Raw genomic sequence first — 14075 nt, forward strand, 5'->3', positions numbered from 1 at the left:
CGGCGGGGGGGCGATGCCCCTTTTTGCGGGCGTTTTCAGTTGCCGGGGCAGAGTCTCAGCCGAGCGGCAGTTCGATGGTGGCCGCCAGCGGCACCGTGTCGATGCGCGCCGCGCTGGCCACGACGATCGCCTGCTCCTGCTGTGCCGCGAAGGCAGAAAGCGTGCTCCAAAGGCATCGCGTCGAGGGCATGTCGAGCCCGGCCGTCGGTTCGTCGAGCAGGACGAGTGCCCGGCCCGATGCGAGGCCGGCAGCCATCCACACCTTGCGCTTCGAGCCGGTCGAGAGCATGAACATCTTCTTGTCGAGGTGCGGGGCCAGCGCGAAGCCGTCGGCGATGGCCTGCCACTTCGCTTCGCTGAAGCCCGTGTCGCCCTCGGCGAGCGAGGCGGTGCATTCGCGCGCGGTGAGCTGGTCGAACCGGTCGGTCACGGGGTCGACGAAGAACACATGGCGGCGGTAGGCCTCGGGTGCGGCGTCGAGGCTTACCCCCGCCACCGCCAGCCGGCCGGCGGCGGGCAGCGCGCCCGCCATCACCTGCAGCAGTGCCGACTTGCCGGTGCCGGTGTCGCCATACAGCAGCGTGACGCCCGGGCCGATGGTCGCGTGCCAGTTCGACACCAATGCAGGCTGGTCGGGATAGGCAAAGCGCAGCGCATCGATCTGGAGGAGGGGAAGGGAAGGGTTCATGGTCGTGCCCGACTTTATCAAGCGACTCGTACGAAACCCGCCCAGCCCCCCGGGCCATGGCTACCATTCGGCTCCATGAAAAAGCTGCTGCTGCTCGCCCTGTCGTTCGCCGCCCCCGTGTTCGCCGCGCCCTCAGCGCAGGTGTTCGATGCCGTGAAGAAACCCGAATCGCTCGATGCGCAATGGCGTGCCCGCCTGTGCGCCCTGCTGCCGCAACCCTGCGACGTGCAGCAGCTCGGCCTGTACCGTCCGCGCGGCGCCGCGCCCGGCGACTACGTGGTGCTGTCGGCCGAGCCGATGGCCATGGCGCGCATCAAACGCAGCACGAACGCGACGGGCTGGCAGCTCGACCGTCTCCATGATTTCTCGGACTACGCGCAGTCCCTGAAAAAGGACAACAACGGCGCCGAGCGGCCCGACACGCGGCTGTCGCTGGCGCCCGCGCTCTATCCACTGGCCGATGGCAAGTGGGCCGTGGCCGTGCTGCAGACCGTGTCGGAGATGTATTCCGGCGGCGGCGCCTCCTTCGACACCGCCGACTTCGTGCCGCTCGAAGGCGGCAAGGCCGTGCACGACGGCATTCCGTTCTCGTGCTTCAAGATGATCCGCGCCTGCTTCAGCGAGAAGGAATACAAGACCTCGAAGCACTGCCACGACGAGAGCAATGGCAGCCTGCGCATCGCCTATGGCGAGCCTGCGAAGCCGGGCGCGCCCTACGAGTGGCAATACACATGGCTGCAGAGCGAATGGCCGCAGAACGAGCCGCAGAGCGCCGCGACCACCACGCGCATCCGCTTCACCGCGAAGACCACCGAGCGCGCGGATTTCTGCGGCGGCCCGCAATAAGGCCGTTCAGCGACTGGGCACGGTCGTCGCGCCCACATGCATCGTGCGGCCCGCGCCCAGCCCCGCGGCCACGAGCGCGATGCCCAGCCCGATGAACAGCCACGAAGAGGCGCGAAAGCTCCCCGTCCAGCCGTGCAGCAGCCCGGCCACCAGCGGACCGAAGGCGGCCACCATGTAGCCCACGCCCTGCGCCATGCCCGAGAGGTGCGCGGCCACGTGCGAGTCGGGCGAGCGCAGCACGATCATCGTGAGCGCCAGCGCGAAGGTGCCGCCTTGTGAAATGCCCAGCAGCACGGCCCAGGCCCATACCCCGCCCACGCCGCCGAGCGGCGCGAACAGCATCGCCAGCATCGCGCCCACCGTGAGCATCGACAGCGCCACGGCCAGGCCGCGCTGGTTGCGCAGCTTCACCGCCAGCGCGGGCACCACGAGGCAGGTCACCACCTGCGTCATGACCGACAGCGACACCACGTAGCCGGCTGTTTCGCTGCCGAGCCCGCGCTCGCGCAATATCGGCGCGAGCCAGCCCATCACGATGTAGGCGAGGGCGGACTGCAGGCCCATGAAGAAGGTGACCTGCCACGCCAGCCTGTCGCGCCACAGCCCGCGCACCGTGAAGCCCGATTCGCTCGCCACCGGCTTCAGCGGCAGCGCCTGCGGCGCCCAGATCAGCGTGACCAGCGCGGCCGGCAGCGCCCACATCGCGAGCGCCATGGTCCAGCCGCCGCCCAGCGCGTGCTCGATGGGCACCGTCAGGCCCGCGGCGCTGGCCGCGCCGCCGCACACGGCCATGGTGTAGAGGCCCATCATCAGCGCGGCCTGGTTCGCGAAGTCGCGCTTCACGAGGCCCGACAGCAGCACGTTCGACACCGCGATGCCGCTGCCCGCGATGGCCGAGGCCAGGAACAGCAGCGGGATGCTGCCGGTGCCGCGCAGCACCGTGCCGGCCAGGATCAGCACCATGCACGCGAGCAGCGTGCGCTCGGTGCCGAAGCGACGGCCGAGGCCGGGCGCGAGCGGCGCGAACACGCCGAGGCAAACGATCGGCAGTGTGGTCAGCAGGCTCGCGGCGGTGGCCGAGAGCCCGGTGGCCTTGATGATCTCCGGCAGCACCACCGAGAGGCTGGCGAACACCGGGCGCAGGTTGAAGGCGATCAGCACCACGCTGGCGGCGAGCAGGATGCGGCGCGCGAGGGTGGGTGCGGGCGTGGGGCGCGGGGCGGGCTGGCTGTCGACTTCGGCGTCGATCAGCAGGTCGTCGGCGGTGCTGCTGCGGGAAGCCAGCGTGAGCGAGCTCATCGCGTGCCCAGCGCCAGCGCGTTGATCATCGGCGCCATGAAGGCGCGCACCGCCGCGGCGGCCACGTCGGGGTCGCGGCTGGCAATGCCTTCGACGATCGTGCGGTGTGCGGCATCGTCGGGCTCGGGCAGGCTGGTGCCGCCCATCGAACTCGCGATCGTTTCCTTGATGTAGCCAGTGATGAAGCGGCAGGTTTCGGCCAGTGCGAGGTTGCCCGACACGTCAACGATGGCGAGGTGGAAGGCGAGGTCGCGCTCGATGAAGCCCGCGCCGTTGTCGCTGGTGTCGGGCACGCCGCGCCTGTCGAGCAGGGTGTGCAGGCGGCGCAGGTCGCGCGAGGTGTGGCGCACCGCGGCGAGCCGGGCGGCTTCCACCTCGAGCGCGCGGCGCACTTCGAACTGGTCACGCAGGCTGGCCAGGCGCAGCTTCTGCAGGCTGGACGAGGGGTCGAAGCCCGAACGAACATAGGTGCCGGAGCCTTGCCGCACTTCGAGCAGCCCGCGCGACACCAGCGTCTTGACCGCCTCGCGCACCGTGCCGCGGCTCACGCCCAGCAATTGCGCAAGCTGAGGCTCGATGGGGATGCGGGAGCCCACGGCCCAGCGGCCGGCGGAGATTTCGGCGCGGATGCTGTCGGCGGCGGTGTCCGCCAGAGAGGTTCGGGGGGCTTGGGCAAGCATCGGGAGGACCTGGGTCATTCAATGATTGGACGAATTTTGCCGCCAAACAAAGCCCGGACTGTACATGTGGTGGTTGGCCCGGCAGCATCTTTACCAAGCGCCGGCCCTCTCTTCGTGCCACGAAGCGCGCCGTCCATGGTTTTACCGGCGCGCGCTTTTCGTCACCACGCCGGCGCCGCGCACTTCGAGCCGGCGCTGGTCGACCACCTTGCCGCCAGCGTCCACCAGCTCGATCAGGTGACGCCCCGGCCAGGGAAACCACTGCACGCTGTTGCCGCGCGCGAAGGGCTTGCCGTCGATGCGCCACTGCACGCCGCGGCCTTCGGAGTCGAAGCGCACCCGCTGGCGCTGCGGCGGAATGTCGGGGTCGAGCGCGATGATGGTGCCGTCGGCCGGCGCGGTGATGCGCGCCGAGGCGGCGTCGGCCGCCATGCCGGTATCGAGCGCGAACAGCGGCTGCTCGGTGCCCTGCAGGAACCATTCGCTGCGTGCCGCTTCGAGCGGGTTGCCGTCGGCGCCGTTGCCGAAGCTCACGCGCGCCTCGACGAGCCCGGGTGGCGGCGCGGGCGCACGGCTCGGCTCGCGCGTGTGCAGGAAGCGCATCACCTCGGCCCACACCGGCGCGGCGCCGCTGGTGCCGCTCACGTCCCACATCGATTCGCCGCTGGCGTTGCCCACCCACACGCCCACCGTGTAGCGCTGCGACCAGCCCACGGCCCAGTTGTCGCGCATGTCCTTGCTGGTGCCGGTCTTCACGGCGGTCCAGAAGCGGGTGGAAAGAATGCTGTCGAGGCCGAAGGTGCGCGTGCGCGCGTTGGGGTCGGAGAGGATGTCGCCGACGATGAAGGCGGCGCGCGGGTCGAGCAGCGGCGGCTTCGATCTTTCGGCCGGGACGGGGGGCCGCACGGTCAGCGTCGTCGGGCCGTAGCGCCCGCCGTTGGCCAGCATGCGGTAGGCGTTGGTGAGCGACAGCAGCGACACCTCGGCGCTGCCGAGCGCGAGGCTGTAGCCGTAGTAGTCGCCGCTCTCTCGCAGCGGCAGCCCGGCGGCGCGCAGCTCGCGCGCGAAGGCTTCGGGCGACACCATCACCAGCGTGCGCACGGCCGGCACGTTGAGCGAGGCGGCCAGCGCGGTGCGCGCCGACACCGGGCCCTTGAAGCGGCGGTCGTAGTTCTGCGGAATGTAGAGGCCGCTGGCCGTGCTGATCTGCGCCGACGAGTCCTCGATCAGCGAGGCCGCGGTGATGCGCCGCTCGGCTATCGCCTGGCCGTAGAGCAGCGGTTTGAGCGTGGAGCCGGGCTGCCGCAGGGCGGTGACGCCATCGACCTCGGCTGCCTGGCTCAGCGGGCCGGAGGAGCCGACCCAGGCAAGCACCTCGCCGGTCGCGTTGTCGAGCACCACGAGCGCGCCGTCTTCCACGTGGCGCTCGCGCAGTTCGCGCAGGTGGCGCTGCAGCGTGTCCAGGGCAAAGCGCTGCAGCGGCGCGCGCAGGGTGGTGCGCACACCGGTTTCCTTGCTGTCTTTCTCCCTCCCCCTCTGGGGGAGGGCCGGGGTGGGGGCTGCCCCCGCATTCGCATCCCGAATCTCGCGCAGCGCGCGCCGCGCCGCATGCGGCGCGATCCCTTCGTTCGTCTCGAAGGCGCGCCGCTGCACCGCTGCGCTCGTGAACATGTCGAGCGCTTCGCAGTCGACCTTCTGCTGCGGCTCCATCGCGCGCAGCACCTCGCAGGCGCGCTGCGCCACCACGGCAGGCTTTGCATTCGGCGCGCGCACCAGCGCCGAGGCCACGGCGGCCTCGCGCGCATCGAGCCCGCTCGGCGCCTTGCCGAACAGCGTGCGCGAGAGCGCGTCGATGCCCACGATCTCGCCGCGGAACGGCACGGTGTTGAGGTAGGCCTCGAGGATCTGGTCCTTGCGCCAGTTGCGCTCCAGCTGCGCGGCCGCCACTGTCTGGCCGATCTTCTGCGTGAAGCTGCGTCCGCCAGAGGCGCGGCGCAGGTCGTCGTCGAGCAGGCCCGACAGCTGCATCGTGATGGTCGAGGCGCCGCGCGTTCGCGTGTTCCAGACGTTGCCCCAGGCCGCGGCCGAGACCGCGCGCCAATCGATGCCGCTGTGTTCGTAGAAGCGCTTGTCCTCGCTCAGCACCATGGCCGTGCGCAGCGCGGGCGACACGTCGGCCAGTGCGGTCCACTGGCCGCGCCGCACGGTGGGATCGGTGCGCACGCGCTGCAGCGGTTCGCCGTTGCGGTCGAGCACGGCGGTGTCGGACGAGCGGAAGTCGCGCTTCACTTCCTCGAAGCTCACAAGGGCCCAGGCCGGATGGGCGCAGGCCGCCGCCAGCAGGGCAGCGGCGAGGGCCTTGCGGATAGGAAGGAAGAGGGTCGCGGGCTGCATCGAAAAGGTCGGTGTCCGGAAGCGTGGGCGCCGACATTCTCTGCGATGCACCACGGGAACGGCGCCTACTCCGCGACGGGCGGCTTGCCGCCTTGCGGGCATGAAAACTTCGGCCCAAAGTTCAAGCCATGTTCCACATCCGGTAACGAACTTCACGCAAGCGCTTCACTGGAGAAATCCGATGCGTACCGGCGTGGCCTTCAATGCAAATACCGGCTCGCAGGAGGCGAACCCCGGTTTCACAAACACTCCAAGGAGAACTCACATGACAAAGATACTGGCGATCCTGCTGGCCGCATCGGCCATCCTGGCCGGCTGCGTGGTCGCACCGTACGACAACCCGCCGCCGCGCGGCCAACACTACGGCAACCGCGACCGGGACCGCGACGGCGTGCCGAACCGCTACGACCGCGATCGCGACAACGACGGCGTGCCCAACCGCTACGACCGCAATCCGAACAACCCGTACCGCAACTGAGCGGTGAGATAAGGAAAGGCCGCGAAGCATGACGCTTCGCGGCCTTTTTCATGAGCGCGCGCGGGTCGCTCAGCCCGGCCGTCGCGCCATCAGTGCCCAGATGCCCGCCGCGCTCAGCAGCGAGCCGCCCGCGAAGTTGAAGCGCCGCTGCGCGCGCGGCGACGACAGCAGCCTGCGCGCCGAGCCCGCGAACACCGCGTAGAGCGTGGCATTGGTCGCCGCCAGTGCAACGAAGGTGACGGCCAGCACCCACAACTGGTACGTGACATTGGCCGCTGGGCTGATGAACTGCGGCAGGAAGGCCACGAAGAACACGATGCCCTTCGGGTTCAGCGCCGTCACCAGGTAGGTGTTGGCGAACAGCCGCAGCCGCGAGGCGGGCGCGGCTGGCGCGGCGAGCTCGGCGGACGAGATGCCCGCGCGCAGCAGCTTGATGCCGAGGTACAGCAGGTACAGCCCGCCCACCCACTTGACCACCGTGAACCAGAAGGCCGAGGTGGCCAGCAGCGCACCCAGCCCCAGCAGCGACACCACCAGCGCCGTCGAGTCGCCGAGCGCCACGGCAGCGACCAGCGGCACGTTGGCGCGGCGGCCGTGCGACATCGAATAGCTGATGACAGTGAGGATGGTCGGCCCCGGAATGACCAGCATGACGGCAGAGGCCGCGACGAAGGCGAGCCAGAGTTCGATGGGCATGGGTTGTGTTCCTGTGTGTTTGTTGCTTGGATGGACGTTGTCGCTCGTCTTCGATCACGCGGGGCCGCTGCCGAAGCGCACGGCCGCGCGAGCCTTGGCGCGCTCGGCCTCGACGTCCCGGTCGCGCGGTTCGGCCGTGGTGACCAGCGATTCGATCAGCCGCGCCGCGGTGGCGGCCACTTCGTCGACCGCGCGTCCGAAGGCTTCTTCATTGGCCTTCGACGGCACGCTGAAGCCGCTGAGCTTGCGCACGAACTGCAGCGCGGCGGCGCGAATCTCCTGCTCGGTGGCGGGCGGTTCGAAGTTGTAGAGGGTCTTGATGCTGCGGCACATGGGTGCTCTCCGCTCGACGTGGGCAGGCGCTGTCGCGTCAGGCTCCGTCCGTGTAGAAGAACTCTTCCCGCACGATCTTCCCGTCCCTGACGGTGTAGAGCGCCATTTCTTCCATCGTGAAGCGGTGGCCGTTGGACTTCATGGTCACGTCGAAGCGGAAGCCGACGATGAATCGGTCGCCATGCGGCCACGGGCCGGCGACCTGCGCGGAATGCACCTCGTGGTTGGCGACCCACCAATCGCCCTTGGCCTTGATGGCCGCGAGGCCGGCCGCTTCGCGCGCCTGGCCGGGCGGCGCGCCGGCCTCGACGCTCACGGCCTCGGGTGCGTAGAGCACCTTGGCCTCCTCGTATTTACCTTCCTTGCACAGCGCCACGAGCTTGTTGGCGATCTCCAGGGTATCCATGCGTTTCTCCTGCACTGATCGAGGCGCGAGTGTAGGCCGGTGTGCCTTCCGAAGCTACATGCGTGTGTGTGTCTTCAGCGGGGCCGGCTCGCCTCAGGTGCTGCTCCACCCCCCACCCAGGGCCTTGTAGAGGTTGACCATGTTCACGGCTTCCTTGAGCTGCAGCTCGATCAGCTGCTGCTGCTCGGAATAGAGCTCGCGCTGCGCATCCTGGCTGGAGAAGTAGTCTTCCAGGCCGCTGCGAAAGCGCGTGCGCGAGATGCGCGCCACGTTTTCCAGCGCCTGCACGCGGGACTGCTGTGCCTGCAGCTGCGGGCGCAGGTGGTCGCTGGCGATCAGGGCATTGGCGGTTTCGCGGAAGGCCACTTGCGCGGCGGATTCGTACGAGGCCATCGCCGCCGCGAGCCGCTCTTCGCTGCCGGTGATGTTGGCCGAGCGGCGCCCCCAGTCGAACAACGGCAGCGACACGCCGAGCACGCCGGCCCAGCTCCTGCTGCCACTGCTCAGCAGCGTCGACAGCTGGCCGCTGACGCCACCCGCCAGGGCCGTCAGCGAGATAGTCGGCAGCATGGCCGCCTTGGCCGCGCCGACGCCCGAGTTCGCGGCTTCGACACGGGCATAGGCCGCAAGAAGATCGGGCCGGCGCTGCAGCAGGCTGGACGGCAGGTCCGCCGCCACGGATTCCGTCGACTGCTCGGGCCAGGGTCGCGCGGCGCCGATGTCCGGCGACACGGGCTGGCCCACCAGCACGTTGAGCCCCTGCAGGTCCTGGGCGACGCGCATGCGGTATTCCTCCTGCCGCACGCGGGCGTTCTGCAGCAGCGACTGCGCGCGGAAGACGTCCAGCTGCGCCGCACCGCCCGCGGCCTTGGCGCGGCCGATCATGTCGGCGTTGGAAGACAGCGCGGCCTCGTTGGCACTGGCCAGGGCGAGCTGGGCGCGGTCGGCGCGCAGCGTGAGATAGGCATTGGTCACTTCGCCCACCAGGCTCATGCGGGCCGCGGCGAAGTCCTTGTCGCCGGCCTCGGCCAGGGAGCCGCTTTGCTGGGCGGTGCTCTGCTGGCGGCCGAAGAAGTCGAGCTCGTACGACGTGACGCCGGCCTGCACGTCGAAGCTGTTCGAGATCCGTCCGTCGGACGGCACGTTCCCCACCGGGCTGAGCGAACCCTGCGTCGTGGTCTGGGCGCGCTGCGCATGGCTCGACAGCCCGATCTGCGGGAACAGCGAGGCGCGGCTTCCCGCGTAGGCCGCGCGGGCTTCGCGCGCATGGGCCGCATAGACGCGCAGGTCGCGGTTCTGCGTCAGGGCGGTGGCGATCAGGCCGCGCAGTTCGTCGTCCCGCACGAAGCTGCGCCAGTCCGCTGGCTCCGATGCCGGCCCGGCCTTGCCGGCGGGCCAGCTGGAAGGCAGGGCCAGGTCGGGCTGCTTGAGCGGCGGCGTGAGGTTGCAGCCGCTCACCACCAGCAGGAGGCCGGCCGCCAGGACGAGCAGCGACAGCCGCAGGAACAGGCGCACGAAGCCGGCGCCCGGCGCGCGGAACCCCGCGCTCGCGAGCAGCGCCGAAGCCGCCCCCCACGGGCGCACCTGCACCGCGACGTGGCTCGGCAGCACGTTGAACACATGGCTCACCAGCTGTTCGCGCTGTGTCTCGGTGCCGGCGAAGCGCAGCTCCGCGCCGGTGCGCCTGCGGCCGGCAACGAGCGCGGGCAGCCAGCCTACCGCCTCGACGTAGACCTCCAGGGGCTGGCCCACGTGCAAGCGTTTCAGCAGCGCGCCGCCTTCGAGCAGCGCACCGTCCACGGCGATATTGACGAAGCGCGAGTCTCCCTCGCCCATCGCCGTCCGGAGCCGGGTCGCGGCGCGCCAGGGGAAGCGCTCTTCCAGGTCGGGCCGCGGCAGGTCGACGCAGGCGATGAGCGCGCCAAGGCACAGGATGAGCGCGATGCCGGTCCACACCAGATTGAGCTGGTCGCCCGGCGTGAGCGCAGCGCCGCTCATGACGGCCGATGCACCGCCGCCCTGCAGTGCGACGAGCAGCCCGCCGAACACGGCGACCAGCTTCCAGTGCACCACCGTCTTCGAGCGGTCCAGGCCCTTGGCGGTCACCTTGAAAGGATGGCCGAAGGGCTTCAGCATCGCGGCGAGCAGCGTGCTGGTGACGGCCATCGCCGCCACGAGCTGGCTCACCTCGCTGAACACGGGCAGGCAGCGCCGCTGGCTGATCCAGTAGCTGTAGGCCCAGAACATCACGAGCGGCGGCAGCCCGTAGGCCGCGAAGGCCTGCGGTGTCGCGTGGAAGACCGAGACGCCGGCATACCAGTACAACGCCGGCGCCACCATGATCATCGCCATGAACGGCTTGCCCAGCCAGTGCAGGACCCCGTGCAGGAAATGCAGTCGCGCCGACAGGCTGTAGCCCTTGCCGCGCAAGGGCCCCTGGGGCAGCAGCGCGAGCTGCACCGTGCCGAGGCACCAGCGGCTGCGCTGGTTGATGTAGTCGACGATGCTCTCGGCCGACAGGCCGTGCGAAAGCCGCTCGCCCAGCCAGCGTGTGATGTGGCCATGCCGCAGCAGCAGGTAGGTGGTGTGGATGTCCTCGCAGACGCTGCCGACGGGGAAGCCGCCCGCGGCCGTGATCAGGTCGCGCCGCACGATGAACGACGTGCCCACGCAGAAGGCCGAGTCCGCGGCATCCTTCGCGGGCTGCAGCACGTCGAAGAACACGCGCTGCTCGTCGACCCAGCTGTTGGTGGCGCGCAGGTTGTGCTGGATGGGGTCGGCGTTGTAATAGAACTGCGGCGTCTGCACCAAGCCGACCTTGGGGTCGTCGAACAGGCCCAGCATGCGATAGGCGATCTGGCGCTGCGGCGCGAAGTCGGCGTCGAGCACCAGGATGAAAGGCGCGTTGGTCACCTCCGCCGACAGCCGCAGGCCGTTGTTGAGGTTGCCGGCCTTGGCATGGCTGTTGTCGGGCCGCCGCGCGTAGTGCACGCCCCGGCGCTCGCAGTAGTCGCGCAGCCAGTCGCGGCGGGTGTCGTCCAGCACCCAGACCTTCAGTTGCGGGTAGTCGATGGCCTGGGCGGCGATGATGGTTTTCTCGAGCACGGCCAGCTCTTCGTTGTACGTGCAGATGAACACGTCCAGTGCCGGCACCTGCTCGCCGCGCCCGCGCAGCGCGGCCTCGCCGCGATCGGCCAGCCCGTGGTTGTCGCGCCGCCGCAGCAGCATGTGGATGGACATCAGCGTGTAGACGATGGCCGTCAGCTCGAAGAACAGGAAGACCCAGGCAAACAAGGTCTCGAAGCCGAGGTCCGAGGGCGGCATGGTCGCCACCACGCGCCAGACGGCGTAGCGCATCAGCAGCAGGGCGGTGAGCGCTCCGAAAAACGCGCGGTGGCCGATGCGCTCGACGCGGCCCCACGTCATAAGGAGAAGCGCGAGCCCTGCCACGAGAGCATTGAGCTGGAACTCCGGCGTGGCGATCAGGTGGGACATGATGGAAGGGCTCCGGTTGCGGCGGTCTTGCCGGTGAATGGGTTGAAGCCGGTGGCGGCCAATGCGATCCACGCAGTGGCGCCCAGGTGCGGCCAGTGGTAGTAGAAAAAGTCGGCGCCCGCCGAGTCGGGCCCGATGGACAGCCCGGTGGAGATGCGGGAAGCGGGGGTGGCGTAGTACAGGCCGTTGTCGGCGCGCTGCGACGCCAGCAGCCGCCAAAGGGCTTCGGGCGCTGCGCCCTTGCGCGCCACCAGCGTGGCGGCAACCTGTGCGCTGCCCTCGGTCCAGATGCCGTCGGGGCTGCGCGAGAAGCCGTAGCCCTCGCCGAAGCGATGGTTCTTCTCCACCCACTCGAGCCCCCGCATCCAGCCGCAGGAACGATCGGTGGCCGCCAGCAGCGGCCAGAGCTGGGCGTCGAGCCCGGAGCCTTCGGTGGCGATGGTCGCGCCGTCTTCCTTGGTGCCGATGTTGAAACGCTGCTCGGACGGGTTCCACATGCGGGTCACGAAATCGAGCGCGGTGCGCGCCTGCTGGGACTCGGCCTCGCCCTGCCCGCCGGCGCGCGCCGCCCAGGAGGCAACGACCGCGATATCGATGTTGTGCTCGGTCGATTTCCAGGTCTGGGCGCGCTGCTTGTTGTCCCAGCCGTACCAGCCGCCGTTGTAGCCGTCGGGTGTGTTCCTGGCGCGCGTGCGCTGCTCGATCCAGCCGAGCAGTTTCCGCGCGCTCGCCAGGTAGGCTGGCGACGGTTCGGCCTGGTTCAGGTTCAACAACAGCAGCGCGGCCCATGCCACGTTGCCGGTCGCGGTGCTCACCTGGTAGGCGTCGGCGATCCACTGCTTTCTGCCCGCATCCCAGTAGCCCGGCAGCGCGGCCTTGTCCTCGGTCATCGGCCCGGCGCGATACGCGTTGCGCACGCGCCCGTCGGACACGTTCGGGTCGCGCTCGAGCGCACGGACGATCGCGTCGCCGATGCGCCTGGCCGAACCCGCGTCGCCGCATGCCAGCAGCGCGATGCCGGCCAGTGCGTTGTCGTAGGTGAAGGCCGCGCCCGCCAGCGCCGGTTCCAGCGGTGGCGTGCCCTGGCCGCCAGCGGCGAGCCGGTAGCTCGCAAGGAAGAGGGGGCCCGATGCCGCGCCCTTCTGGTCTTGCGCCACCGCGCGGCGCAAACCCTCACAGCTTTGCTGTGCGAGGCGCTGCTGCGTCGCACCGGGTTGCTGGGCGAGCGCCGCCGGCGAGGCCAGCGCCGCCAGCGCGGCGATGCAGGGTGCCAGGGTCAGGCCGCGTGGAAAAAACCGCATGGTTTTCTTTCGGTTCTGGGCGGTTCACGGCCTGCGCTCAGGACCTGAGGCTGGCCGAGACCACCTTGCCGGGCGCGCACAGGTCGCCCCCTCCGGCCGACTGCGTCTTCTGCGGCTCCTTGCTGTCGATGCGCGCCACGGCGTAGATGGAACCCTGCTCGGCAAAGGGAAACGGCACGCTGTAGGTGCTCTGCAGCGCGTCCGATGCCACCGGCAGCAATTGCTCCACGCGCGCCGGCACCGATGCGACCGCCTGGCCGACCTTCACGTCAAGCACCGAACCGATGCTGAGCCGCTTGGCCAGCCGGGCCGGAAACACCGCCACCACGCCCAGCCGGCTGCAATCGGTGACGCGCACCAGCGACTGCCCTGCCGTGACGTACGCGCCTTCGGGCGCCAGCACGGTGTGGACCTGCCCCGGCTGGGTGGCCTTGATCTCGTAGGAGGACAGCTTCTCCACCCGCTGGCGCTCTTCGTCCTCGAGCGCCGCCACCTGCTTGAGCTGCTGGATGAGGGCGGTGCCGTCCTGCCGGGCACGGTCGACACTGTTGCGCAGCACGCCGCGCCGGCTCTCCAGCGTCTGGAACAGGCTGTTGCCTCCTGTCCCCACGAAGGCGCCCTGTCCGGCGCTCGCCACCGTCTGGGCCTGCCCGGCGAAGGCCTGCGCCGCCACCGCGGCATTGGCACGCGCCGTGTTCAGCTGCGCCTCGGAGGCGTTCATCACCTGCTCGCTGATCGCCCCCTGTTCCAGCAGGGCCTGGTTGGTGCGGACCTTGTTCTCCTGCTCCTCCACCACGCTCTGCGCCACGTCGCGCTGGCGCTGGGAGATCTGCCAGGCCTCCCAGGCCTGGGCCAGCGAGGCCTCGCGATGGACATTGGCCTCATGGCCGACGAACTTCATTTCCTGGCTGTCGGCCTTGAACTGGTTGCCGAGCTGCGCGAGCTGGCTCTGCAGCGCGAGGTGCTGCGATCTCAGGGTGGTCAGTATTTCCTGGCTGACGGTCGGGTTGCGTACCGTGGCCACGACGGTGCCGGCTTCGACCGCATCGCGCGTGTGGACCGTCATCCGGGTGACCACGCCGTTGATCGGCGACGTGATCAGCCCCACGGGCGCCTGCAACACGGCCCGGGTGGCCTGCGAGGACAGCAGCGGCTGAATCAGCGTTTCGACCATCAGCCACAGCACGAACGCCAGCAGTCCGTAGCCCGCGAGCTTGGGCACGAAGGCGCCTTGCTGCCGGTGCCGGCCGGGCGAACCGGAAGGTCGGCGGGCCGAGGCGCGGGCATTGCGCCTTGGAGCGCGGGAAGGACGGAACGAACCGGTTTTCGAGACATGCATACCAACCTCTCGGAGCGACGGCGCACGCCGGAACGTCGGCGTACATCCATTGGATTGAAGAGACTGCGCGGCCCTCACGTGGCATGCTGCAGTGCAATATGAAGGTAGGGCAAAACCCGG

12 protein-coding genes are annotated in these 14075 nt (G+C 69.6%); 2 read left to right on the plus strand and 10 right to left on the minus strand.

The genetic code is table 11. From position 1 onward, the window contains the following. Positions 1-55: 55 nt before the first annotated feature. A complete protein-coding gene (locus ASC92_RS02365; protein ID WP_056509934.1) occupies positions 56-688 on the minus strand; it encodes an ATP-binding cassette domain-containing protein in 633 nt (210 codons plus the stop codon). A gap of 75 nt (positions 689-763) precedes the next feature. On the opposite strand from ASC92_RS02365, the gene ASC92_RS02370 reads away from it, so the two are divergent. Then, positions 764-1534, plus strand: coding sequence for a hypothetical protein (locus tag ASC92_RS02370; protein WP_056509937.1), 771 nt, complete (start codon positions 764-766; stop codon positions 1532-1534). A 6-nt stretch (positions 1535-1540) separates the two neighbouring features. Here the strand turns inward: ASC92_RS02370 and ASC92_RS02375 are convergent, their stop codons facing one another. From ASC92_RS02375 to pbpC, 3 genes are all read right to left on the minus strand, one after another. Beyond that, entirely contained in the window at positions 1541-2833 is a 1293-nt protein-coding gene (locus tag ASC92_RS02375) for a CynX/NimT family MFS transporter (protein ID WP_056509939.1), read from the minus strand. Further along, complete coding sequence (locus ASC92_RS02380; RefSeq protein WP_321164574.1) at positions 2830-3531, minus strand: FadR/GntR family transcriptional regulator; 702 nt, start codon at positions 3529-3531, stop codon at positions 2830-2832. The genes ASC92_RS02375 and ASC92_RS02380 overlap by 4 nt, the downstream gene beginning before the upstream one ends. A gap of 123 nt (positions 3532-3654) precedes the next feature. Then, the gene (gene pbpC, locus ASC92_RS02385; RefSeq protein WP_056509943.1) at positions 3655-5907 is read right to left on the minus strand and encodes a penicillin-binding protein 1C; all 2253 of its coding nucleotides are present in this window, start codon (positions 5905-5907) and stop codon (positions 3655-3657) included. Positions 5908-6172: 265 nt separating this feature from the next. Between pbpC and ASC92_RS02390 the strand changes: the two genes are divergently transcribed. Beyond that, positions 6173-6385, plus strand: coding sequence for a thrombospondin type 3 repeat-containing protein (locus ASC92_RS02390; RefSeq protein ID WP_056509945.1), 213 nt, complete (start codon positions 6173-6175; stop codon positions 6383-6385). Positions 6386-6454: 69 nt separating this feature from the next. Here the strand turns inward: ASC92_RS02390 and ASC92_RS02395 are convergent, their stop codons facing one another. The 6 genes from ASC92_RS02395 to ASC92_RS02420 form a co-directional block, all read right to left on the minus strand. Then, complete coding sequence (locus ASC92_RS02395) at positions 6455-7081, minus strand: LysE family translocator (RefSeq protein WP_056509947.1); 627 nt, start codon at positions 7079-7081, stop codon at positions 6455-6457. A 54-nt stretch (positions 7082-7135) separates the two neighbouring features. Further along, a complete protein-coding gene (locus ASC92_RS02400) occupies positions 7136-7414 on the minus strand; it encodes a DUF2277 domain-containing protein (protein ID WP_056509948.1) in 279 nt (92 codons plus the stop codon). Positions 7415-7451: 37 nt separating this feature from the next. Continuing rightward, positions 7452-7820 (minus strand): nuclear transport factor 2 family protein, encoded by a 369-nt coding sequence (locus ASC92_RS02405; RefSeq protein ID WP_056509950.1) that lies wholly within the window; start codon positions 7818-7820, stop codon positions 7452-7454. 93 nt (positions 7821-7913) lie between these two features. Further along, positions 7914-11315 carry an efflux transporter outer membrane subunit gene (locus ASC92_RS02410; protein ID WP_056509953.1) on the minus strand — a complete coding sequence of 1134 codons (3402 nt, stop codon included), beginning with the start codon at positions 11313-11315 and terminating at the stop codon, positions 7914-7916. After that, on the minus strand, positions 11303-12616 hold the full coding sequence (locus ASC92_RS02415) for a hypothetical protein (RefSeq protein WP_056509956.1): 1314 nt from the start codon (positions 12614-12616) through the stop codon (positions 11303-11305). The genes ASC92_RS02410 and ASC92_RS02415 overlap by 13 nt, the downstream gene beginning before the upstream one ends. Before the next feature lie 37 nt (positions 12617-12653). Then, complete coding sequence (locus ASC92_RS02420) at positions 12654-13838, minus strand: HlyD family efflux transporter periplasmic adaptor subunit (RefSeq protein ID WP_235505646.1); 1185 nt, start codon at positions 13836-13838, stop codon at positions 12654-12656. Positions 13839-14075 lie beyond the last annotated feature (237 nt).

It is taken from the genome of Variovorax sp. Root411 (genome assembly GCF_001425205.1).
Classification (GTDB): Bacteria; Pseudomonadota; Gammaproteobacteria; order Burkholderiales; family Burkholderiaceae_C; genus Variovorax.

Excerpts from the sequence above, each read along its gene's own strand:
- ASC92_RS02380 (WP_321164574.1), bottom strand. The coding sequence starts at position 3,531 with ATGACCCAGGTCCTCCCGATGCTTGCCCAAGCCCCCCGAACCTCTCTG.
- ASC92_RS02370 (WP_056509937.1), top strand. The coding sequence starts at position 764 with ATGAAAAAGCTGCTGCTGCTCGCCCTGTCGTTCGCCGCCCCCGTGTTC.
- ASC92_RS02395 (WP_056509947.1), bottom strand. The coding sequence starts at position 7,081 with ATGCCCATCGAACTCTGGCTCGCCTTCGTCGCGGCCTCTGCCGTCATG.
- ASC92_RS02365 (WP_056509934.1), bottom strand. The coding sequence starts at position 688 with ATGAACCCTTCCCTTCCCCTCCTCCAGATCGATGCGCTGCGCTTTGCC.
- pbpC (WP_056509943.1), bottom strand. The coding sequence starts at position 5,907 with ATGCAGCCCGCGACCCTCTTCCTTCCTATCCGCAAGGCCCTCGCCGCT.
- ASC92_RS02410 (WP_056509953.1), bottom strand. The coding sequence starts at position 11,315 with ATGTCCCACCTGATCGCCACGCCGGAGTTCCAGCTCAATGCTCTCGTG.
- ASC92_RS02400 (WP_056509948.1), bottom strand. The coding sequence starts at position 7,414 with ATGTGCCGCAGCATCAAGACCCTCTACAACTTCGAACCGCCCGCCACC.
- ASC92_RS02405 (WP_056509950.1), bottom strand. The coding sequence starts at position 7,820 with ATGGATACCCTGGAGATCGCCAACAAGCTCGTGGCGCTGTGCAAGGAA.
- ASC92_RS02375 (WP_056509939.1), bottom strand. The coding sequence starts at position 2,833 with ATGAGCTCGCTCACGCTGGCTTCCCGCAGCAGCACCGCCGACGACCTG.
- ASC92_RS02415 (WP_056509956.1), bottom strand. The coding sequence starts at position 12,616 with ATGCGGTTTTTTCCACGCGGCCTGACCCTGGCACCCTGCATCGCCGCG.
- ASC92_RS02390 (WP_056509945.1), top strand. The coding sequence starts at position 6,173 with ATGACAAAGATACTGGCGATCCTGCTGGCCGCATCGGCCATCCTGGCC.